Genomic DNA, 21388 nt, shown 5'->3' with positions numbered 1-21388 from the left:
CTACAGGACGAAACAAGTTTTTCGTTGACGGTCATGGTATTGAGTTGTACAATTTTCGTACAATATGTCTGTACAGAGTGATGAAAGAAGTATGCAAATTGTATTGATAGATGATAATGAAGCATATTGCGAAAGCATGAGGCAAAGCCTTAGCCTCCATCAAATCGATTGTCATTACAGCACACATGCCGAAGAGGGCTTGGCACTTCTTGGAACCGGTCACTGTGAAGCAGCACTCATCGACATCATGCTCGGAAGCATCTCCGGCATCGACCTTCTCAAAGAGATAAAACGAAAAAAACCGGAACTTCCGGTCATCATGATAACGGGATATGGTACGATCGAGACGGCGGTAGAATCAATAAAATATGGTGCGTTTGATTACATTCAAAAACCAATCCGCTTCGAAAAACTGTTACGGCTGCTTGCTACCATATCCCGCCTCAATGAGCTTGACAATGAACGTTCTTCACTCAAGGAAAAGGTTCTCAGACAGGCGCCTCCTATTATCAGCAAAAATAAAGCAATAGAAGCACTCCTTCTTCAGATGAAAAAGCTTGCATTGGCAAACTTGCCGGTGCTCATCACCGGTGAAAACGGAACAGGAAAAGAGCTTTTCGCTCAGCATCTTCATCTCAGATCGCCCAGAGGTCATCGGGAGATGGTGACGGTGAACTGTGCGGCTCTCACCGAAGGACTTCTCGACAACGAACTCTTCGGTCATGAGAAGGGGGCCTACACAGGGGCCGTCTCCGACCATGTCGGTCTTTTTGAAAAAGCGCACAATAATACGCTTTTTCTGGACGAAATAGGAGATATGTCGTTGTCTACTCAGGCTAAGATCCTTCGGGTCCTTCAAAACCAGGAAATACGCAAGGTCGGAAGCAGTAAGACAATAAAGATCGATGTGAATATCATTGCAGCGACAAATAAAAATCTTGAGACATTAATCGAACAAGGGAAATTCAGGGAAGACCTCTATTACCGGCTCAAGGCCGCCCATCTCAAAATTCCGCCCTTGCGCGACAGAAGGGAAGATATTGTGCCCTTAACCGAATATTTTCTTGCGTCCTACTCCAAGGAGCATAAGAAGCCCATCACGGGAATTACCTCGGAAGTTCAGGACCTTTTCTTGGCGTATCACTGGCCAGGTAACGTACGAGAGCTGAGAAACTGTATTCACTATGCATGCACCATGACATCGGATTCGATACTACACATCCAGGAATTGCCTGCCGACATTCTTTCCATACGAAATCTGCCGTCGGAGAGGCAGGGGGCTTTTGAGCTGTCGGAGAAGGAGATTATAGTCAAAACGCTCCAGCGTTTCCATTACAATAAATCAAAGTGTGCACGGCACCTTCATATCAGCCGCAGCACACTGTATAACAAGTTGCTCAGATATGGCATCGAGGGATGATCTGATTCGGCTGGAACATATCAGTGCCTCCTATGGTGAAGTGCCCGTTCTTTCGGATATTTCACTCACCATCAGGCCTGGAGAAATTCATGCACTGGTGGGGGAACATGGTGCAGGAAAATCCTCGCTGGCGCTTTTGATAAAAGGTGAAGTTCCAATAAAAAGCGGAAGCTTCTTTATGAAGGGAGTCGCTCAGCAAAACTATGTAAATCAAAAGGCCGATCGCTCCAACATCTGCCTGGTAAAACAGAGAATACCGCTTTCAAAGGCGTACACTGTTGCTGAAAATCTTTTCATCGGCAATAAAGATGTCATTGGCGGGCTGTTTACATTCTTTAATGCCGCAGCAATACGGCTCGAGGCTCAAAATTATATAAAGCAGCATGGCTTCCGCCTCGACCCTCTGGCAAGGACAGCCAATCTGAACATGGCAGATAGGGCCCTTGTCGCCATTCTCAGGGAACTGTACAAAAAACCTCGTCTGCTCATCCTTGACGAAACCCTTGAAAAACTCTCTTCGATCAATCTGATTAAGATCATACCTATGCTTCATCAATTAACCAACGAGGGATCGTCGGTCCTTTTTATTACCCACCAGATCGACGATGTTTATCACATAGCAGATAGGGTTTCTATTATCCGTCACGGTGAACTACTGCTGAGCGAAGAGACAAACCGGATCGACAAAATAAACCTTATACGTATAGCCTATACGCAAATGTCGGAACGAGAGGACCGGCAGCATTCGAATAGTGAATTCTATCAACTGCTTCGTTATAACGAAGCCATACTAAAAAGTCTTCCCATCAATCTTCTGGTTCTTGATACGAAATATGATGTAAAGCTAATCAACGATACTGCCAGGGATTTTTTCAACCTCAACAGACTCGATTTCGATGTTCATATCGAAGGCCTTTTTCAGGGTAGTGATAAAGAGGCCATGGAGAAGATTCAGGAGTCCATCCACAGGAAAAAAGAGACCATGCTTTTTGATATTCCTCTGAAAGTGAACGGAAAAAATATGCAAACGAATTTCATTGTCTATCCCGTTCTCGACGGTCTTCACCCTCTAGGATATATCATCATTCTCGAAGATATCACCGAACGGGAAAGGATGAGGGAACAACTCATCCTTTCAGAAAAACTTGCCGCACTCGGACTTCTTGCCGCAGGGGTTGCCCATGAAATCAATAATCCCTTGGGAATCATCTATAATTATCTCGAATCACTAAAATGGCTAACGGAGGGAAATCAAGAATCTAAAAAGCTTATCGACAATCTCGAGGAGCAGTTCGAATACATTGCAAACATCGTGGCGAACCTTCTTTCTTTTTCAGAAAACAGGGAACTGTCAACAGAGCCTTTCAATATTGTCTCTCTCATAAGAGAACTGATCAACCTTGTCCGTTTCAATGCACAGGCAAAGCATATTGAGATCCATTTTGAAACCGACGACTGGCCCCTGCTGGTCTCTGCCGACCGAAATGAGATAAAACAGGTTCTTCTTAATCTTCTGAAAAATAGTTTTGAAGCACTAGGCAGCAACGGTACCATAGCACTCACCGCCCACGAGATGAAAAAAGGGGGAAAGCCGGAGGCTTGCATCACCATCAGAGATAATGGAACGGGTATCAAACTTGAAAATCCAAACGACATATTCCTTCCTTTCACTTCGACGAAAGGATCCAACAGTGGAAATATCGGCCTTGGCCTTTCCGTCAGTTATAACATCATCAAAAAGAACAAGGGTTCTATCACCGTGGAAAACCTGCTCCCCAACGGCTGCAAATTTTCTTTATGGCTCCCTTTATAGGAAAAACCGAAGATGATGAAAAAAGACCAGATAACATTTCCGTTTACCTTCTTTTCGTTCATCGTATCCCTTCTCTTTTTTCTGATCTGCTCCCTGCTGTATGCATGGGGGGCACCACCGTGGCTTGAGAATTTTCCCTACGCCTCCGGCCTGCGATTTCTTCTTGCTCTGGGGATCTACCTACTCTCCTGCAGCGCCTATCTTCTGATGAAAAGTGCGGAACTTTTTATGGGTCGATCATATTCCTTCCCAAAGTCCTTTTCTCTTGCCTTCCTTCCCGTCGTGATATTTTCCGGGCTGGTCCTTTTCGGAAGTTCACTGCAGTTGCTTCGGGGCTTCTATTTTGCGTCCGATGCTATCCTTTGGATTATTGCCTCATTGATATTCTACCGCCTTGATACAAAGCAAAAAAACCTGGTCCGCTACGAAATGAGCATCCGCCTGTGGAAGGTCTTCTTTGTCGTTTTCGCCGTTGCCGCACTTTTTTCGCTTTTTTCCATCATGCCGACAGCGGTGGTATTGTTCTTTCGTATTATACTCTTGCTATGTGCCGTCTTTGCAAGCCTGATGCTGAACGGCCCCCGCTATCGGCAAAAGGAGGGGACGGAAGAGTTTGCAAAAGACTACGCACTCTCACCGCGAGAAACCGAAATCACGGCCCTCCTGCTTCAAGGGAAAACAAACGCAGAAATTTGCCAGTCGCTTTTCATATCCTTAGCCACGGTTAAAACCCATATTGCATCTATTTTTAGAAAAACAGGGGCACGGAACAGGACAGAATTGTCCGCTCTCTTTCGAAACGGCTAAAATCATACTTTTGGATGATACCAAGGTGTCGCTTTTGCATCTACGTTAGCTCCAGGAGGATAGAGAATGAAAAATCATATACTGAAAACAGTTGCTTTTATCTGTATGTTGCTCCTTTCAACGGGAAGCGTGTTCCTCTCGTGTGTGACGGCAGCACCCGAAAAACGGAGAACAAGCGATGCGATCGCAGTGGTCAATACAGGAAAAGATGATGAGGGAAAAATTTTTAGCGGCTGGGTCTACCAGCATATCAGCTCCGTTATGCTGATCGACGATTCCGATCGATCTCGAAAGATCGAGCTTTCATCCGAACAGTGGCGTTACAATCAATCGACAAGCGAGCTCGAGCTTCATCTAAGCATCCCCTTTGATGACTATATCGTGCATATGGAAGGCGAGCCATTACACCCCCAGCAGTGTGTGCTTCACGGCATTGCGACGACAATGGACGACCTTTTGGTGATTCTCGACGGACGGCTTGCCATTGAAGACTACGATTATCGTATAAGCGAATCCGGAGACAGAGTAGTGTTCCGGGATGATATCGATCTTAGAAAGCACGACTGGTTCATCAGATATGCAACGCAAACGGGGGCGGCAAGTATGGGAGAATGGAAACCTGACGATCGCGACCGACTTGCCTATATTGAGGCGGAGCACAGCCGCCGGGTATTGGACGCATGGTATGATTCTCAAGACGAGTTTTGGTTCTTTGAGGCAGGGGATTGGCCTGAAGAGCCGCCCACGATCATCCGAAGAGCGGCGACAAAGCAGGAACTGGAAGCCTTTAAGGCCTGGCCGATGCCTGTCATAAAGTTTCGCCCCGATAGTTCAAATAAAGAGTTGAGTAAGGAGCTGGGTTTCGATGCCTCGCTCCCGGACCGGTATTCAGCAACAAAATGTATCGAGGAGTATGCGAAGAACGGAAAGCTGGTCAGAACGCTTTGCGTACGTTATGATCTTGCCAGCGAAAATCACGAAGGATACGGCCTGGAGATAGTACTCTCAACCGGGGATCCTAATTCGGATGCAGAAGAGAGCCCGGAATATGTCATCGATAAAGCAGAACTTGATATAGGCCTGAGGGTAGAAAGGACGAGATGGTGGGGGATGAGAATGACCAGCTTTGAAGGTGAGAAGCCGACAGTAGTGCGCATGACCTCATGGAGCTGGAAGGATGGTACGGTCTATTTTTCCGCCATGGCAGACGAAAGCGAAGAGGAAGCCTGCCAAAAGCTTATCAGCGATATTATTACCTTTCGAAAGGAGGTTCAATGAGCTATCCGGAGCCGACCGTCAGCGCGGTCATTCTTAATCCGGAGAGGAAGCTTCTTCTCTGCAGGTCGCACAAGTGGGAAGACAAATATGTCATTCCCGGCGGCCATATCGAGTGGGGAGAGAAGATGGAAGAGGCGCTGAAAAGAGAAATTCTTGAGGAGACGGGCCTGCAGATCCACGATATCAGGCTTATCGGTTTGCAGGAGTCCATCTTCAGTGAAAAGTATCACAGTCGAAAGCATTTCATCTTCATCGATTACCTTTGCAGAAGCGACTCATCCGAGGTGAGACTGAACGATGAAGCGGAATCATATCTCTGGATCGATCCGCAGGAGTGTAAGGATCTTGATCTGGGAGGCTTTACTGCATCGCTTCTCGAGCGGGTTTTCGGTTTGAACTCCGGTGAAGATATGCATCAGGTAAGCATCTTTTACAACTACAAATGATGCTTTTTCATCTTTCGCCACAGGGTGCTTGCGTCGATACCAAGCAGTCGGGCCGCATCTTTTTTGCTCGAAGATAGCTCAAGGGCCTTTTCAATGGTCTCTTTCTCACGCGTTTCGTATACCTGCGCGAGTGAAATTCCCTGCGGCTGCAGCCGCAGGGAGGGGGCGGGTTGTTCCATACAGGAAACGACCTCTTTGAGGTCTGCGGTATCTCCTTCGGACAGGACACAAAGCCGTTCACAAAAATTATAGAGTTCCCGTACATTTCCGGGCCAGCCGCTTTCCAGAATCACCTGTTCGGCCGACGGGGTCAGGCGACGAAGGACTGAATGGAGTCGCGAGCGATTCTGCTCTATAAAATGGTAACAGAGGTCAATGATATCCCGACCCCTGGCACAAAGGGGAGGAAGCGTCAGCTTCAAAACATTGAGTCGGTAGAGAAGATCCTCCCGGAATTTTCCTTCGGCGACAAGGGCCTTAAGGTCCTTATTCGATGCCGAAATAATGCGAATGTCGATGGGAATCACCTGGTCATGGCCGATACGCATGATTTCCCGTTCCTGCAGGACCCGGAGGAGACGACTCTGCAGCTTGGGAGAAATGTCGCCAATCTCATCGAGGAACACGGTCCCTCTGTGGGCCAGCTCGAAAAGGCCGACCTTCCCTCCCTTGGATGCACCGGTGAAGGCGCCGTCCACATAGCCGAACAACTCGCTCTCTAAAAGATCCTCGGCAAGGGCTGCACAGTTGATAGCAACAAAGGGCTGATTGCGCCTTCTGCTGTCGTTGTGAATGCTCTGGGCAAAAAGCTCTTTCCCTGTTCCCGTCTCTCCAAAGATAAAGATGTTCGATTCCACCTGACTAAACTTTCGTGCGACCCTTACAGCCTCACCGATGGCCGTCCCGTTTCCGATGATATCTGCAAAGCTGTACTTTGCCACCAGACCCTTCTTATGCAGCTTCGTGCGAATCTTTCCCTCCATCTCCTGAATCTCGGTAACATTGGAAAAGGTGATCACCGCTCCGGCATCCCCGGCAGGAGCACAGTTGAGGGTATACATCCGTTTTCCGATAAGCACCAACTCACCGAGGATCTTCTTTCCGGAACGGAGGACCTCACTCAAATCCACTTGCGGAAGTAGTTTCTCTACCGCCAGAGGATTTTTCGCCTTTTCCAAGGCTGGAAACACTTTCAGCGCATGGTTGTTGGCAACGGCAACGGCCCCTTCCCGATCAATGGAGAGGATTCCTTCAAAGGAGTAATCCATAATGCTCTTGAACCTGTCGCTTCGCTCCCGTTCCCTTCTCATTAATCGAATAGATCGGACCGCCTCATCAATGGCCTGGAGGATGGTTTTACGCCCCGATTCTATCATGATACTGTTGATTCCCCGATCCCGGCAGAGGTAATAGCCTGTCCGTCCCGCAATAACCGCTTCCGCCCCTTCTTGCATCACCCTGTCGATCGTTTCCGGAAGATAGGCAGGATCATCGACCTGATATCCTTCGATACAGCAGGGAAACACATTCTTTATCTCGTCGATGCCGTAAACCGTGTTGAGGGGACCGATGATTGCAATCTTCTCCGGCCTGTAACGATTGATACAGCTGTTCAAAGCGGTGGTAATATCGAAACCGGTAACAGTCATGTCGATCAATGGAATACCGAGCTTTTTTATTCGGTTGGCGGAATAGCCCCTGGCAATAACAATATCGGTATCAAGGTTTAGGGTATCGATCTCATCAAAAGTCCTCATGATGACGGACTGCGAGATGACCGACCGTTCCGGGTGCTGGGAGAAAATCTCTTCAACGGTTCCCTTCATCGATGCGTAAGGAACAATAAACGTAATGCGGATCAAATCTTTTCCCCCTTGAAGCAGTTTGCAGGTATGCATCTATAGTTGCATTATTGCAATACCGTATAGTCAAACAATTTCATCCCGCCCGTAGAATAAAAAAGGCAGCAGCAAGTTTGTTATTATAACGTATAGAAATAGATTCTCCATAATAGTTTTTACCTCTTTTTTCATTCATAAAGGCCGTTCTTGGCATTCTATTTGCTTTAGATGTGTAAGACTTTCTACCTGGAGAAGATGCAATGAACTACGATCTACTTTTTTCCACAAAAGGGGAAAAGAAACTGGAAGTTGCCGTTATCGGTGTTCGGGGATTCAACCATTCCCTTTTTATTTACGGCTCACGGAACGATGCAATATCGATCCGTATTCTTTGCGGGAGAACTGCACAGAAGTGTATTGATGCGTATCTGTCGGTAGGTATCAAGCGGGAGAACATTGCCCTCTGCAGTTCCACAGCAGAAGGGCTGTCGGCCTTCGGAAAAGGCATGTATCTTGTTTTTACCGACATTGATACGGCAATGAGCATGCCCTGCGATCTTGTTGTGGAAGGGACCGGCAATCCCGAGGCATCGGCACGATATGCCCTTTCTGCTATCGAGCACCATAAGCATATTGTGATGGTGACAAAGGAATCGGATTCCGTCGTCGGATCACTTCTTGCAAAAAAGGCAAGGGAACAGGGAGTAATCTACTCTCTGGCCGAAGGAGATCAGCCGGCTCTTCTCATCGGCCTGGTCACATGGGCACGAAAGGCAGGACTCTCCATCGTGAGCATAGGAAAATCGAGTGAATATGATTTCATCTTTGATCCGGAACGCTCAACCATGCAGGTGCTGGACAGAACGGAGGAGGTGTCGGGATTCGAGAAGGTTTGGAGTTTAGGAGAAAATAGCCGGCAGACCGTAGAGCAGAGGAGCGCGCTTTTATCCGATTTTGGTCAGCGGGCCATACCGGACCTTGCCGAAATGTCTATTGTCTGCAACCATCTTCCGGAATTCACTCCCGATATCTCCAGCTTCCACTGCCCCATCGCCCGTGCCGTTGAGATTCCCGATCTTATGTGCCCGGAAACAATGGGAGGGCTCTTCTCCGGTGAGGCGAGAATCGATGTCATCAACTGCTTGCGGCGTCCCGATGAGCAGAGCCTGGAGGGGGGCGTCTATGTCGTGGTAGCCTGTGACGACGAAGAGACGTGGCAGGTACTTCAGGATAAGGGGGTTCCGGTAAGCCGAAACAAAAAGACGGCTTTGCTATACTATCCTGCCCACTACCTCGGATTCGAGGCGCTCTTCAGTGTTCTTTCCGTCGGATTATTAGGATTGCCGACCAGCAGTCCGGATCCAAGACCTCGCTATGACCTCGTGGCCCGATCGGTAAAACCGATGACCAAGGGTACGGAGCTACAGGCAAAGGGACACCATCACATCATAGAGGGTTTTGAAGGGATTTTGCTTCCGGCCCAGGGCATATCGGCTCATACGCAACTTCCCTACTATCTTGCCGACGGTGCACGGCTCAAAGAGGATATACCGGCAGGAACCCTGTTGAATGCCGATATGCTTGAACGACCGGATGATGCGATTCTCTGGAAGCTTAGAGAGGAGCAGGATACCATTTTCGCACTATGAACTGTATAAATATTGCAAATTCACAAGAAAATGACCGAATTCATTGCACGAATGCAATCAAGGAGGAATTGGGATATGAATCCGATTCGAAGCAGTAGCGTGCTAATTTGTTAATATATCGTAAGTTGGTTTTATAAACACCAACAGCGCAAACATTGGCATGTTGTTTGCTTTATAACGCTAAAGAACAAGGTAGAAAAAAAGTCGACCGAATCCCGGGTAATCGAGAGGCTTTGAATTTTTACTAGTACACCACAAGGAGAAGGAAATGAAAAAAGCTATGTTTATGCTGACAGTAACAGTTTTGCTGACGGCAAGTCTATTTGCAAACGGAACACCGGAAGGCGATGGAGGAGCGGCGATCTATCCGGACAATGTCGTGGAATTCGTGGTACCGGCAAGTGCCGGCGGCGGTAGCGACACGCTGGCCCGTTTGATTCTTGAAATCATTCATGAAAACAATCTGGTGGATGGAACCATGGTCATCGTCAATAAGCCTGGTGGGGCAAGTGCGGCAGGCCATGCCTATATCATGGGGAAGAAAGACGGCAACTATACGATTTTCACCATGAATGCGGCGCATGCCCTGGCGGCACGGGCAAACAAATCCATTCAGGACAGGGAGTTTACACCAATCGCGAACCTTGCAATGGATAATGTCCTTCTTGTTGCAAAGGCCGACGGCCCGTACAAGGATTTCCAAGGCGCCTTGAAGGCTATCAAGGAACATCCGGAAAGTATTCTGGTTGGAATTGCCGACAATCTCGATAAACTCTGCGTCGCACAAATCAACATGGAAACAGAAACCGAATTTTCAACGGTATATTTCGACGGGGCGGGCGAAATCGCAACGGCCCTTCTCGGCGATCATATCCAGCTTGGCATCTTCAATCCGAATGAATGCCTTGGTCAGATCCAGGCGGGTACCATGGTTGCCCTTGCCGCCTTCTCCACCGATCGGCTTGAAGCCCCCCTCGACACTGTGCCTACCTTTGCAGAACTGGGATATCCGAATATCGAGTTTCAGATGTTCAGATCGATTATGGGTGGGCCTGGAATGAGTCCCGAGGTACAGCAGTACTGGAGTGATGTTATGCAGAAAGTAACCGAAACCGAGACCTGGAAGAACAACTACATCAGGAAAAACGGTCTGGAAGCAAAATTTATGCCTGCTGACGAATATGCCGAATACCATGAAAGAATGGCGGAGCGGCTGTATCAAATGGGCAATATCATCGGTTTGTTCAAGTAGTTTGGCCGACTTCACATTCTAAACACGAATAGCGGGAGAATCCGAGATGCTTCAAGGATTCTCCCGCTCTTTTCCCATTTCGATTTCTTCGAGGAGTGTTAACCAATGGATCTCGTAATTTCGGTAATCATAATAGCTATCTCGGCCTTTTGGATAGATCAAGGGATAACCCGATACGGATTTTGGCCCGACGGCATTCCAGGCGGAGGTTTTATCCCTGTTCTCTTCGGTATCGTCGCTCTTATCGCTTCCGTTGCGGTGATAGCGCTTCGCAAAAGAAAACATGAACAGCCAGCCCCCGTCGACTACACGGCATTTATTCCCATCGGTGCAGGCGTGGTCGGTATTGTGTTCATTCAGACCCTTGGAATTTCCCTTGCGGTATTTTTTTTGATGTTCCTCTGGATGAAGTTTCTCAGCAAATATTCGTTTCTTAAATCCATTGGGGTCAGCTTAGCTTTTACGCTCTTTATCTTCGGTGTCTTTCGTGTATGGCTCAGGGTTCCATTCCCCTCAGGCCTCTTTCATCTGATGTGAGGTGATGCATTATGAATAACTTCGATCTGCTTTTGCACGGCCTCAACACGGCCCTGTCTCTTAATAATCTGCTGGTTGCCGGAATCGGGGCCTTTCTCGGTATCATCGTCGGTGCAATGCCCGGCATCGGTGCGGTAACGGGTGTCTCACTTCTTCTTCCCATGACCTTTAAGATGAACCCAACCACGGCAATTATCATGCTCGCAGGTATCTACTACGGCAACATGTACGGTGGCTCATACAGTGCAATACTTTTGAACATCCCGGGAGATTCCCCGGCGGTCATGACCGCAATGGCGGGCTACCCCCTCAGCCGCCAGGGCAAGGGAGGGAAAGCCCTTTTCACCGCAAACATCGCCTCCTTTTTCGGAGGGACCATCGGAATCATCGCCCTTACGGTCTTCGGTCCGGTCATTGCCAACTTTGGTCTCAAATTCGGCCCTGCGGAGATTGCCTCCCTTATTTTTCTGGCACTCACATCCATCGGGTGGCTTTTGGGAGAAGACTTTCTCAAAGGAATCATAGCCACGAGCCTCGGCATTCTCCTTTCAACCATCGGCATGGACCTTTTGTCCGACGGGTCCCCCCGCTTTACCTTCGGCAGCATTAATCTTTTAAGCGGGATATCCTTCATTCCCCTTGTCATCGGCATGTTCGGCATTACCCAGGTGATGGATTTAATGTCGGGGAAAAACGACGACAGTCTTACCGACGGACGAAGATTGACCATCAGGGAAAGCATTCTTAATAAGAAAGAACTCAAACGGATCTCACTGCCCATACTCAAAAGTTCGATCCTCGGCAATTTTGTCGGCTTTCTTCCCGGCGCAGGAGGAACGACCGGTTCCTTTCTGGCGTATATCCTGGAAAAGAAGACCGGCAAAAATAAGAATATGGACCAGGGCGCCATCGAGGGGGTTGCGGCTTCGGAATCGGCCAACAACGCCTCGGCTGTCGGGGCCTTTGCTCCCCTGCTTTCCCTGGGAATTCCGGGATCGGCGACCTCGGCCGTTCTGCTCGGAGGGCTGATGATGTGGGGGCTTCAACCCGGTCCGCTCCTCTTTTCCGAACAGCCTGACTTCGTCTGGGGCCTTATCGGCTCCATGTATATCGGAAACCTGATCTGTGTGATTGCTGGCCTTGCCATCATTCCCTTTCTCATGTCGATTCTCCGTATACCGAGGGGAATCATCGCCCCGATGATTGTCGTTATTTGTATCGTCGGATCCTATTCGGTGAATAACAGCATGTTCGATGTGTGGTTCATGATAGGAGCGGGAGCGGTTGCCTATATTTTAAAGAAGAACAATTATCCAATAGCGCCCGCCCTTCTCTCCTTTGTTCTGGCAACACGGTTTGAGCGTTCCATACGGCAGGCTTTTTCAATATCACATGGAAGTGCGCTCATTTTTATTCAGAAACCGATATCGGCGGTGCTCCTTGCCCTGACCCTCCTTTTCCTCTGTTCCCCTCTGCTGCTGAAACTGGTCCATAAAGGAAGCAAACGATGAACATAGGTGTTATTGCCGACGATTTTACCGGCGCAACCGACATAGCGGGATTTTTGGTAACGAACGGGATCAGAACGATTCAGACGACGGGTATTCCAGACGAAAGGTTCGAGGCTGAGGCCGAAGCCTATGTCATCAGCCTCAAATCGAGATCATGTCCCGCCGAAGAGGCTGTACACCTTTCCCTCGAAGCCCTTCACTGGCTTCGTGACAAGGGATGCGAACAAATTTTCTTCAAATACTGCTCAACCTTCGACAGCACTACAAAGGGAAATATCGGGCCGGTAACCGACGCCCTCCTTGATGAGATGGGAGAGGAGTTCACCATTCTCTGTCCTGCCCTTCCCGTCAACGGACGTACCCTCTATCGCGGTTACCTCTTTGTCGGAAACCAGCTGCTCAGCGAATCGGGAATGCAGCATCACCCCGTCACTCCCATGAGGGATTCGAATATTGCCCGTCTCATGGAACAGCAATCAAGAGGAAAGGCGGGGAATGTATATGTTGAGGTTCTCGACAAGGGGCCCAGCGCCTTGAAACGGGAGCTTCTATCGCTAAAAGAAAAGGGAATCCGCTATGCGGTCATGGACACGCTCAATCAGGGGCACCTCGACACCATAGGAGCGGCCGTCGCCGACCTTCCCCTGGTTACCGGTGGATCGGGGCTTGCCGCAGGGATAGCCCGCAACCTACATAAAGAAGGAGAAAAGCGTTCGGCAGGAGAAGCGGGGCGTCCGAAAAAAGGGGCGACGGTGATTATCGCAGGATCCTGTTCCAAGGCGACGAACCGGCAGGTTGCCCGGTATCGGGAAAAGGCCCCTTCGCAGTTTATCGATGCACTTCGCTGCAGAACAGACGCAGGCTACCTCGACGAACTTTACGCCTGGACGACAGCAGCCATCGAGGATGGTGCAACACCCCTGCTATACGCCACGAAGCAGGCAAGCGAACTTGAAAAGCCGGCATATGCCTCCCAGGATGTGGGAAGGGCCATCGAAGAGCTTTTCGGAAAACTTGCAAGCAGGCTTCTCGGAGCCGGGGTAAAGAATTTTATTGTTGCTGGAGGAGAAACGGCTGGTAAGGTGGTACAAAGCCTTGGTCTTTCGGCCTTTTTCATCGGCCCTCAGATCGATCCCGGGGTTCCCTGGGTCAGGGCCGTCGGTCAGGAGCTCTACCTTGCACTGAAGTCGGGCAATTTCGGCAGTGATGATTTCTTTGTAAAAGCCCAGGAGTTTTTTGTATGAACGAAGAACAGCTGAGGATGGAGATGGTACGTATCGGGAAATCTCTTTTTGATAGAGGGTATGCCGTCGGAGGAGCCGGGAATATCTCGGCTCGTATCGACGGGGAAAGCATCATTGCAACCCCTTCCGGCTCCAGCTTCGGGCGCCTATCCGCCGGGGAGCTTTCCGTTGTCGACATGACCGGTAAGCTTCTTTCCGGCCCGCGTCCCTCCAAAGAGATACAATTTCACCTGTCCCTCTATCGGGGAGATCAGGAGTGCGGTGCCGTGCTTCACCTCCATTCTACCTGGAGTACCTTGCTTGCCTGTAGAAATGACATTAATCCTGACGAGGTCATACACCCCTTCACCCCATACTACGTCATGAAAATCGGCACATTGCCGCTGATCCCCTATTATCCTCCCGGGGATATCGGAATTGCCAGAGAACTGGCGGCATATGCAGGAAGGCATACAGCCTTTCTTCTTCAAAACCACGGTCCGGTGGTGACGGGAAAGAGCCTGTCCGAGGCAGGCGACACCATGGAAGAACTCGAAGAAACGGCAAAGCTTTCCTACCTGCTGGAGGGAAGCAAGGTCCGTTACCTCAGCTCCGGAGAAATCGCAGCCCTGAAGAAAGGAAGATAGGGATAGGAATATACACCCCATGCTCCTTCGTGCTATCTTGTGGGAAAGAGGAAGGAGCAGTCGTGGATAATAACGATATTTTACGAAGGGTTCGATATATCATCAATGGCGACGATAAAGAGATGACGGAAGTGCTGGCGCTGGGCGGATATACAATGTCCACCGAAGATATGGCGAACCTTCTGGCAAGAGACGATGAGCCAGGCTTTCTGCCGTGCAGGGATGAGGTACTTGTACGCTTTCTGGACGGGCTTATCCTGAAAAGAAGGGGCCCCTCCGATAAACCGGCCCCCCGGAACCTTTCTATTATTCCCGACAACAATCTTGTCCTCAAAAAGTTGCGCATAGCCTTTAATTTGCAGGAAGAAGCAATGCTGGATACCTTTCACAAGGCCGGATTCGACATCACGAAATCAGAGTTGTCCGCCTTTTTTCGCAAAAGAGGCAGCCGGCAGTACCGCGCCTGCGGGGACCAGGCCTTACGACGGTTTTTAAAGGGCCTTTCTATAAAGGATTAGGAGCAGCAATTGTGGAAGATGACAGGAGAGAACGCTGGAACAGCCGATACCGCAACGGCAATAACCATCACAAAGAGGCAAGTCCCATTTTCTTGAAAGAGACGGCACCGTTACAGCCGGGCAAAGCGCTGGATCTGGCAGCAGGAACAGGGCACAATGCAATGGCTCTGGCATCCCGGGGATGGGAAGTTACCGCTGTCGATTTCTCCGATGTTGCAATTGAAGCGGGAAAAGCAATGGCGGAGGAAGCCGGTCTTTCCATCCATGGGGTGATAGCGGATGTGAGGAGCTACGATCCCGCGCCCCAGAGCTTCGATCTGGTCACCATATGCTATTTCCACCCCGGCACGGAGCTGCTTGCCCTTGTTTTACAGAAGGCGCAGAAGGCCCTCAAGCATGAGGGTACCTTACTTGTGATCGGCCATGATGCGACAAACACGCTGGGTGGGCCGCAAGATCCGGAACTCCTCTATACGCCTCAAAAGCTCACGACGCTTCTCGCGGGGATGGAGATCATGAAGGCCGAAAGCCAACGGCATCCATCAGGGTATGATACCGATGGGGCGCCTGTGCAGGTGGATTGCGTCGTTACGGCAAAAAAGCGATAGATCGACGTTTTAGGGAATGAATTTATATCCTCTCCCGCGTATGGTCAGAATATGACGGGGGATGGCGGTTTCACCAAGCTTCTGCCGCAGCTTAGCAACATGAACATCAACGGTCCGGCTGGTGGCCTCGGAAGAATAACTCCAGACCTCATCCATGATTTGGTCCCTTGAAAGCACCTTATTCGGCCGCCGTACCAGATACTCCAAGAGTCGATACTCCTGGGCACTCAATAGAACAGGATCATCATCAAGATAGAGCTCTCTTTTATCGAGATCGAGCAGAAAGGTGCCAAACTGGTATCTTGGCTGCTCACCCTCTTCGGCCAAGGCTGAAGAGGCCATGGTCGCACGCCGCAAAAGCGCCTCAACCCTGGCAAGGAGGACATTCATGTCAAAGGGTTTCGCCATATAGTCGTCGGCTCCCTGTCTGAGGCCGGCAACAATGTCGATATCGCTGCCTCTGGCCGTAAGCATCAACACGGGAGTGTTAATGCCCGCCTTTCGGAGCCTTGAACAAACACTAAAACCGTCTCTTCCCGGAAGCATAATATCCAGGATAATCAGATCGTGCTGTCCCGTAAGAGCCGCGGCCTCTCCCCGCAGACCATCACCGGCAAGGGTAACCTCGTATCCTTCGACGCGCAGGCGGTCTTCAAGGGTCATCTGCAGACCCGGCTCATCTTCAATGATCAAAATGTTGCTCATCTTCTTCCTCTTCATACGGGACCCAGGGAATAACAAGAACAAATTTGGTCCCGGATGCTTTGCGTCCGTCGATTAATATTCTAGGGCTTTCGACACGAAGCGTTCCTCCCAATAAATGGGCCCTTTTAGACGCTAAGAACAGGCCAAGCCCAGATCCCTGTTCCTGCGCCTCTCTGCTTATTTTATCACGATAAAAGGGATCAAAAATACGCCTTTGCTCCTTGGGTTCTATTCCTCTGCCGTCATCCTCAACGGTAAAGACAAGACTTCGAGGCACCTGTAAGCGAGCAGTGACAATCACGGTTCCCTCCTCCTCTCGCTTCCAGGCATGATACACCGCATTGATGACCAGGTTCCTGATAATCATGGCAAGGGCTTCGGAATCGGTAACGGCTCCTTGTGGCAGTCCGCTGCTTCTCAGTTCCAGGCTTTTCCCGTACTCGGAGGCAAGCTGGGAAAGTTCATGTTCCAGATTCTGAAAAAAAGGGGCAAAAAGAAGGGGCCTCTCACTGTTTTGCCGGCGTCCGGCAGCTAATCTGCTTTCCATACCGGAATAGAGCAGCACCTCCTCGATCATGCCACCGAGCCGATCGACCTGGCCGGAAATAAGCGAGCAGTAGGTATCGAATCTCTCGGGTGGAACGATACCGCTGGAGAGATTATCGGCGGCAGAGCGGATCACGGAGAGAGGAGTACGGAGTTCATGACTTATCGATGCGACAAATTCCCGCTCCTGGGAACGCAAGAGACTCAGCCGCTTCATCTGAAGGACCAGAACAATAAAACCGCCTCCCACACCGGCGAGCAGAAGCATCCCGAGGAACCAATTCATCGCAAGGGTGTGTTCGAGATCCCCGGTAACGGGACCGTTGAGGGACTCGATAACGGCAAATCGTCCAGGCCCCGGCTCCGGACGCCGATCTTCCCGGTCATAGACCAGCGGAACAAAAATGGCTATCTCACGTGGCGCTTTCGAAAAGCCGAGCAAACTTTCCAAAGGCCGAAAGGAAATCCGATCATCCCAGCCCCAGTTGAATTTAAAAGAAAGATTTCTCTCCCGCATCTCTTCAAAATCCATCCAGGAAATTCTGAACTCGGGCAAAGCAAGAGCTATTGCAGGTTCCACATGCTTCGAAAAAAAGGCATCGGCATTGAATCGAATCATGACCAGCCTGCCTTTTTTGTTTCCCGGCATAACGAACCAGCTGTTTCCCTGATAGTCGAAAGCCATTCCCTCTTTCCGGATGTTACCAGAAACAGAAAAAGGAAGCGAAGCAAAAAAGAGGGGATCGTGGATAAGCGACCATCCCGCTTCAGGCCCCTGATATGAATGAAGCTCTTGTGGAGCGGCGGTATCAAGCCATGAAATGGAATCAAAGAGCTCGACGACGGCGCCTTTCGGACCGTATAGCAACCACTGCTTTTCCACTATCGCCTCTATCGCGCCATGCTCGGATTGAAGTGCATCAAAGAGCGGATTGAAACGCTGAAACTCTCTGGCGGCTGTTCGTATGACGAGGGTGGAAATCGAACGGTAACTTCGGGCCAACTCACCAACGGCAGCACGTTTAAACCACCGATGCTGAAGAGTTCCGATAATGGAAAGCATGACGACGATAGCGGCTATCAGCAAGCCGCTCCGAATTCGTCCGATGCGCTTATTTCTCATGAACGTATCATACGCATTGATGTACGACACATCCAGTGGAAAAAAGAGGGAAGGAAGGATTGACCATTCATTTTTACAAACTTTACAACTTTTTTACCAACTTTTCACCATTGGAATGGACCCCGACGATAGGCTCTATAGTTGGAAACTTCTCTATCATTCCTGATGCAAGGAGCATGTTGTTGGTCGATTTAAGACACATAGGAAAGGCTTACAAAGTCGGAGATACGAACATCGAAGCGCTCAGGGATATCTCCTTTTCTATCGGTCGTGGAGAGTATGTTGCCATTATGGGTCCCTCGGGATCGGGGAAGTCGACGATCCTCCATATCCTCGGAATCCTCGATACCGCCACCTCCGGCACGTATCTATTTGAAAAATATGATATAACGACACTCTCCGACCGAGAGCAGGCAAGGATACGGAACCGCCATTTCGGATTCATCTTCCAACGGTTCAATCTTTTTTCCGAACTAAGCGCCATGGAAAATGTGATGCTTCCCATGGGATATGCAGGCCTTTCAAAGCCACAGCGCAAGGAGAGGGCCGGCGAATTACTGGTTGAGGTAGGTCTCGAGAACAGAATGAATCATAGACCGACCATGCTCAGCGGAGGAGAGCAACAGAGGGTCGCCATTGCCCGGGCACTATCGAACGGTCCCGACGTGATCCTCGCCGACGAACCCACCGGAAACCTGTCTACCGATGCTGGTGAAGAGATTATTCAGCTTCTTGAAACCTTTCACCGGCGGGGAGTCACCATCGTAATGGTGACACACAACCCTTCCCAGGCTGCACGAACGGAAAGGATAATCCAGATCAAAGACGGCAGGCTCCATAGTGACACACGGCAAGGCGGAAGCCGCTGATGAAAAGAGCAGAGGCGACCCTTTTGATGGTCCGACATTTTTCAGAACGTTTCACGGAATCGATTCTGCTGATCATTCTGGTTGCTTTGGGCGTAGGGGTTGCCTCTTCGGCTATTGCTCTTGCTTCCAGGACCTGGCAATGGTCCAGGCAGATTTTAGATGTTCCCGAATATCGAGAAATCGTCGTCGGCATGAGAGACGAGGCCGATGCGATGCAGAGGGCAGCAATTCGTTCTGTATCTGCAGTAGGCTCCCCTCTTACAACGGCGGATCTCTCGATCGCAAAATCTATCCCGGCGATCACGCATGCGTATGTGGAACATCGGTCGATGATACATTTTATCAATGATGCTTCGGTAAGGCGGGAGGCATCAACACCAAGGTGCGGGAAAAGTGATTTGGCTAATGCAAGAAATGATAGCTCCATCATTATTGCGGAACAGGAAGAGGCGAAGGGCTATGAAGTAACCCCGCAGTTCTTTGCCGCGAGAACATTGGAAGCTATGTTGGGCTCTCTTTTTTCCGATAAAGCGTGTGAAGAGGGGGCACAGGTAATCGTTTTGGGAAAAAACTTAGCCGAAGAGCTCACCCGGCAATCCAGAAACGGGGCCCCACCCTCCCTTCTCATTGGTAAGAAACTATTAACATACGAAGGCTACCTGACGGTCATAGGTATTCTGAAAGAGGCGGGAAACCGATATGACGAAATTTTCTTTCTCCCTTGGCAGGATAAAAAGGTACTTCCTCCCCCTCAACTACGATTTGCCGTGGCTTCACCACATCAGATCGAGGAGGCTTGCGCACAGCTTTCCGCTTGGTTTTCACGATCGGCGACAGAAGGTATCGTCTGTTTTAATCCAAGGCATGCAGTAGAGCATCTTGTCAAGCGCAACAGGGGCATCAGCCTGCTTATATTATTTCTTTCGTTTTCGGGGCTTTTTATGTCGGCGGTCAATGTCGGTAATATTTTCATGGGCAGGGGAATGAGGATGAGAGAAAAGTTTGGTATTCTCATGGCCCTGGGAGCATCTCAGAAGGAGGTTCTGCGCCTGTTGAGCGTCGAAACCCTTGTCATCACACTATCGGGAGCCCTCCTTAGTCTCACCTTTTCCGCCCCTCTTTCGCGATCGATGCTGCAAGCGATAGGGATCGAAGGAGCATCATCGGTGTTTCCGGCCTATGGAACCCTCGTCTCCTGGCTCTTTATTCTGGCCTTCTCTTTCATACCAGCCTATCAGAATGCTATGGTCCGCCCGACTGATGCCATGAGAGTAAGATAGGAGGGCCATGTGAGAAAAATCGTGGTAATGCTTACCGGGCAATTGAGACAGACTCCGGGAAAGGTGATCATGACCCTCATCGCACTCTCCCTGGGAACAGCCATTCTTATACTTTCGGTAAGTGCCTCAGCCATCATAACCGACCAGATTGGTATCGAGTCGATACTTGACGGTACCATTCTTTATGCGGCAAACGGCACCATGGACATGGATGGCGAGTTCATAAAGGAATGGCCGCCGAAATGGGACCCATCGATACAGGAAAAACTTCTTTCCAATATTCCATCAATAGAGAACGCGGCGTTTATTACCCTGCCCCCATTTCACGACATCATCAGCAATGGGGATAGATGGAATATACGTTCGGCAATCGGAAGCGATCCCGCATATTTCGATGTTTTTTCACTACATATGATAGCCGGGGGCCCAATGGACGATGCCGATATCGACAAGAGAACACATAGAATTTGGATCAGTGAAGAGATGGCAGGCGACATATTTGCTTCGGTCGACGGTGCAATCGGGGAAGTAATAGAGTGTGCAGGACCAGCCATTGGTCCTGATGCACAATTCGTAGTTGCAGGGGTCTATGCCTCCCCCCGGGAGCCTCAACGAAAGGCATGGGGAATTGGAGATATGGTGGTTCCCTATACGGCTTTTCTAAAGACGGGCCACGGTCGGGAGACGATTAGGAACATTGCTGCAGGGCAAGTGGTATTAAAAATCGACAAACAAGATGCCAAAGGCTCCGAGGCACGCATCCGTTCCTTTCTTATTAGAGAGTATGGCGACGACGCAAGCAGTCTCAGCATTTGGGAGGGCTCGCCCCGGGGCCTATCTGCATATATGGAGCAGCTAAAACAGACCGCAAATATGTTTACGATCCAAGTCAATATCCTCGGTTTTGTGCTTCTCATCATCAGCGCCTTCGGCATCTTCAGCATCATGGTTGTCGAGTCGGTAGACCGACGTCGTGAAATTGCCCTGGAGAGAACCTTCGGTGCGGTAAAAACCACGATCATGAAAGAGTTTTGGGCCTTGTCGACAACATTAAGCCTTATCGGTGCGGCAGCAGGAACTTCGATGGCATTTCTCCTCAAAAAACCCTTCCTCGATGCTCTTTCACCTTTTCTTGTGGAACTCATGGAGGAAGGCCCGCTTCCTCCTCTGTACATTCCTTTTAAGGCCATGGTTATTGTTCCCCTGTGCGCAATCCTATGCGGAGGGGTGCTGGGCTTTCTTCCCGCCATCGGGGCTGTGCGGGGCAACATTTCCGATGCACTAAAGGAGCCAACCTGAGACGTTGCAAGGGAGC

At 49.8% G+C, this 21388-nt stretch carries 19 protein-coding genes; 16 read left to right on the top strand and 3 right to left on the bottom strand.

Features of this window, described 5'->3' with window-relative positions; all coding sequences use genetic code 11:
* Nucleotides 1–91 precede the first annotated feature (91 nt).
* From SPIRS_RS06365 to SPIRS_RS06345, 5 genes are all read left to right on the top strand, one after another.
* Nucleotides 92–1420, top strand: a complete 1329-nt coding sequence (locus SPIRS_RS06365) for a sigma-54-dependent transcriptional regulator (RefSeq protein WP_245537715.1) — start codon at nucleotides 92–94, stop codon at nucleotides 1418–1420.
* On the top strand, nucleotides 1404–3233 hold the full coding sequence (locus tag SPIRS_RS06360) for an ATP-binding cassette domain-containing protein (RefSeq protein WP_013253855.1): 1830 nt from the start codon (nucleotides 1404–1406) through the stop codon (nucleotides 3231–3233). The genes SPIRS_RS06365 and SPIRS_RS06360 overlap by 17 nt, the downstream gene beginning before the upstream one ends.
* A gap of 12 nt (nucleotides 3234–3245) precedes the next feature.
* Nucleotides 3246–4040 (top strand): helix-turn-helix transcriptional regulator, encoded by a 795-nt coding sequence (locus SPIRS_RS06355; RefSeq protein ID WP_013253854.1) that lies wholly within the window; start codon nucleotides 3246–3248, stop codon nucleotides 4038–4040.
* Nucleotides 4041–4106: 66 nt separating this feature from the next.
* Nucleotides 4107–5318: a hypothetical protein gene (locus tag SPIRS_RS06350; protein WP_013253853.1), complete on the top strand. Its 1212-nt coding sequence runs from the start codon at nucleotides 4107–4109 to the stop codon at nucleotides 5316–5318.
* Complete coding sequence (locus SPIRS_RS06345) at nucleotides 5315–5764, top strand: NUDIX domain-containing protein (RefSeq protein ID WP_013253852.1); 450 nt, start codon at nucleotides 5315–5317, stop codon at nucleotides 5762–5764. The genes SPIRS_RS06350 and SPIRS_RS06345 overlap by 4 nt, the downstream gene beginning before the upstream one ends.
* On the opposite strand, the gene SPIRS_RS06340 is transcribed toward SPIRS_RS06345, so the two are convergent.
* Complete coding sequence (locus tag SPIRS_RS06340; RefSeq protein ID WP_245537714.1) at nucleotides 5755–7626, bottom strand: sigma 54-interacting transcriptional regulator; 1872 nt, start codon at nucleotides 7624–7626, stop codon at nucleotides 5755–5757. The genes SPIRS_RS06345 and SPIRS_RS06340 overlap by 10 nt on opposite strands.
* 239 nt (nucleotides 7627–7865) lie before the next feature.
* On the opposite strand from SPIRS_RS06340, the gene SPIRS_RS06335 reads away from it, so the two are divergent.
* The 8 genes from SPIRS_RS06335 to SPIRS_RS06300 all read left to right on the top strand — a co-directional run bounded on the left by SPIRS_RS06335 (nucleotide 7866) and on the right by SPIRS_RS06300 (nucleotide 15550).
* Nucleotides 7866–9254, top strand: coding sequence for an NAD(P)H-dependent oxidoreductase (locus tag SPIRS_RS06335; protein WP_013253850.1), 1389 nt, complete (start codon nucleotides 7866–7868; stop codon nucleotides 9252–9254).
* 268 nt (nucleotides 9255–9522) lie between these two features.
* Nucleotides 9523–10506, top strand: coding sequence for a Bug family tripartite tricarboxylate transporter substrate binding protein (locus tag SPIRS_RS06330; RefSeq protein ID WP_013253849.1), 984 nt, complete (start codon nucleotides 9523–9525; stop codon nucleotides 10504–10506).
* A 105-nt stretch (nucleotides 10507–10611) separates the two neighbouring features.
* Nucleotides 10612–11043: a tripartite tricarboxylate transporter TctB family protein gene (locus SPIRS_RS06325; protein WP_013253848.1), complete on the top strand. Its 432-nt coding sequence runs from the start codon at nucleotides 10612–10614 to the stop codon at nucleotides 11041–11043.
* A gap of 11 nt (nucleotides 11044–11054) precedes the next feature.
* The gene (locus tag SPIRS_RS06320) at nucleotides 11055–12554 is read left to right on the top strand and encodes a tripartite tricarboxylate transporter permease (RefSeq protein ID WP_013253847.1); all 1500 of its coding nucleotides are present in this window, start codon (nucleotides 11055–11057) and stop codon (nucleotides 12552–12554) included.
* Nucleotides 12551–13798, top strand: coding sequence for a 3-oxo-tetronate kinase (otnK, locus tag SPIRS_RS06315; RefSeq protein ID WP_013253846.1), 1248 nt, complete (start codon nucleotides 12551–12553; stop codon nucleotides 13796–13798). The genes SPIRS_RS06320 and otnK overlap by 4 nt, the downstream gene beginning before the upstream one ends.
* A complete protein-coding gene (gene otnC / locus SPIRS_RS06310; RefSeq protein WP_013253845.1) occupies nucleotides 13795–14424 on the top strand; it encodes a 3-oxo-tetronate 4-phosphate decarboxylase in 630 nt (209 codons plus the stop codon). Before otnK ends, otnC begins: the two co-directional genes overlap by 4 nt.
* A gap of 62 nt (nucleotides 14425–14486) precedes the next feature.
* On the top strand, nucleotides 14487–14942 hold the full coding sequence (locus SPIRS_RS06305; RefSeq protein ID WP_013253844.1) for a YehS family protein: 456 nt from the start codon (nucleotides 14487–14489) through the stop codon (nucleotides 14940–14942).
* Nucleotides 14943–14953: 11 nt separating this feature from the next.
* Nucleotides 14954–15550 carry a class I SAM-dependent methyltransferase gene (locus SPIRS_RS06300; protein WP_013253843.1) on the top strand — a complete coding sequence of 199 codons (597 nt, stop codon included), beginning with the start codon at nucleotides 14954–14956 and terminating at the stop codon, nucleotides 15548–15550.
* A gap of 9 nt (nucleotides 15551–15559) precedes the next feature.
* Here SPIRS_RS06300 and SPIRS_RS06295 read toward each other — a convergent pair whose 3' ends face one another.
* A complete protein-coding gene (locus SPIRS_RS06295; protein WP_013253842.1) occupies nucleotides 15560–16255 on the bottom strand; it encodes a response regulator transcription factor in 696 nt (231 codons plus the stop codon).
* Entirely contained in the window at nucleotides 16233–17924 is a 1692-nt protein-coding gene (locus SPIRS_RS06290; protein ID WP_013253841.1) for a sensor histidine kinase, read from the bottom strand. The genes SPIRS_RS06295 and SPIRS_RS06290 overlap by 23 nt, the downstream gene beginning before the upstream one ends.
* 176 nt (nucleotides 17925–18100) lie before the next feature.
* Between SPIRS_RS06290 and SPIRS_RS06285 the strand changes: the two genes are divergently transcribed.
* The 3 genes from SPIRS_RS06285 to SPIRS_RS06275 are packed head-to-tail and all read left to right on the top strand — an operon-like array spanning nucleotide 18101 to nucleotide 21372.
* Complete coding sequence (locus SPIRS_RS06285) at nucleotides 18101–18793, top strand: ABC transporter ATP-binding protein (protein WP_456113447.1); 693 nt, start codon at nucleotides 18101–18103, stop codon at nucleotides 18791–18793.
* The gene (locus tag SPIRS_RS06280) at nucleotides 18793–20073 is read left to right on the top strand and encodes an ABC transporter permease (protein WP_013253839.1); all 1281 of its coding nucleotides are present in this window, start codon (nucleotides 18793–18795) and stop codon (nucleotides 20071–20073) included. The genes SPIRS_RS06285 and SPIRS_RS06280 overlap by 1 nt, the downstream gene beginning before the upstream one ends.
* A 9-nt stretch (nucleotides 20074–20082) precedes the next feature.
* Complete coding sequence (locus tag SPIRS_RS06275) at nucleotides 20083–21372, top strand: ABC transporter permease (RefSeq protein WP_013253838.1); 1290 nt, start codon at nucleotides 20083–20085, stop codon at nucleotides 21370–21372.
* The last annotated feature ends 16 nt before the right edge of the window (nucleotides 21373–21388 follow it).

Origin of the sequence: Sediminispirochaeta smaragdinae DSM 11293, from assembly GCF_000143985.1 — a bacterium.
Taxonomy (GTDB): domain Bacteria; phylum Spirochaetota; class Spirochaetia; order DSM-16054; family Sediminispirochaetaceae; genus Sediminispirochaeta; species Sediminispirochaeta smaragdinae.
Note: the sequence above shows the minus strand (reverse complement) of the source record. Positions and strands in the feature narration are given on the sequence as shown.

Excerpts from the sequence above, each read along its gene's own strand:
- SPIRS_RS06360 (WP_013253855.1), top strand. The coding sequence starts at position 1,404 with ATGGCATCGAGGGATGATCTGATTCGGCTGGAACATATCAGTGCCTCC.
- SPIRS_RS06320 (WP_013253847.1), top strand. The coding sequence starts at position 11,055 with ATGAATAACTTCGATCTGCTTTTGCACGGCCTCAACACGGCCCTGTCT.
- SPIRS_RS06345 (WP_013253852.1), top strand. The coding sequence starts at position 5,315 with ATGAGCTATCCGGAGCCGACCGTCAGCGCGGTCATTCTTAATCCGGAG.
- SPIRS_RS06280 (WP_013253839.1), top strand. The coding sequence starts at position 18,793 with ATGAAAAGAGCAGAGGCGACCCTTTTGATGGTCCGACATTTTTCAGAA.
- SPIRS_RS06325 (WP_013253848.1), top strand. The coding sequence starts at position 10,612 with ATGGATCTCGTAATTTCGGTAATCATAATAGCTATCTCGGCCTTTTGG.
- SPIRS_RS06365 (WP_245537715.1), top strand. The coding sequence starts at position 92 with ATGCAAATTGTATTGATAGATGATAATGAAGCATATTGCGAAAGCATG.
- SPIRS_RS06350 (WP_013253853.1), top strand. The coding sequence starts at position 4,107 with ATGAAAAATCATATACTGAAAACAGTTGCTTTTATCTGTATGTTGCTC.
- otnK (WP_013253846.1), top strand. The coding sequence starts at position 12,551 with ATGAACATAGGTGTTATTGCCGACGATTTTACCGGCGCAACCGACATA.
- SPIRS_RS06290 (WP_013253841.1), bottom strand. The coding sequence starts at position 17,924 with ATGAGAAATAAGCGCATCGGACGAATTCGGAGCGGCTTGCTGATAGCC.
- SPIRS_RS06355 (WP_013253854.1), top strand. The coding sequence starts at position 3,246 with ATGATGAAAAAAGACCAGATAACATTTCCGTTTACCTTCTTTTCGTTC.
- SPIRS_RS06335 (WP_013253850.1), top strand. The coding sequence starts at position 7,866 with ATGAACTACGATCTACTTTTTTCCACAAAAGGGGAAAAGAAACTGGAA.
- otnC (WP_013253845.1), top strand. The coding sequence starts at position 13,795 with ATGAACGAAGAACAGCTGAGGATGGAGATGGTACGTATCGGGAAATCT.
- SPIRS_RS06295 (WP_013253842.1), bottom strand. The coding sequence starts at position 16,255 with ATGAGCAACATTTTGATCATTGAAGATGAGCCGGGTCTGCAGATGACC.
- SPIRS_RS06285 (WP_456113447.1), top strand. The coding sequence starts at position 18,101 with ATGTTGTTGGTCGATTTAAGACACATAGGAAAGGCTTACAAAGTCGGA.
- SPIRS_RS06330 (WP_013253849.1), top strand. The coding sequence starts at position 9,523 with ATGAAAAAAGCTATGTTTATGCTGACAGTAACAGTTTTGCTGACGGCA.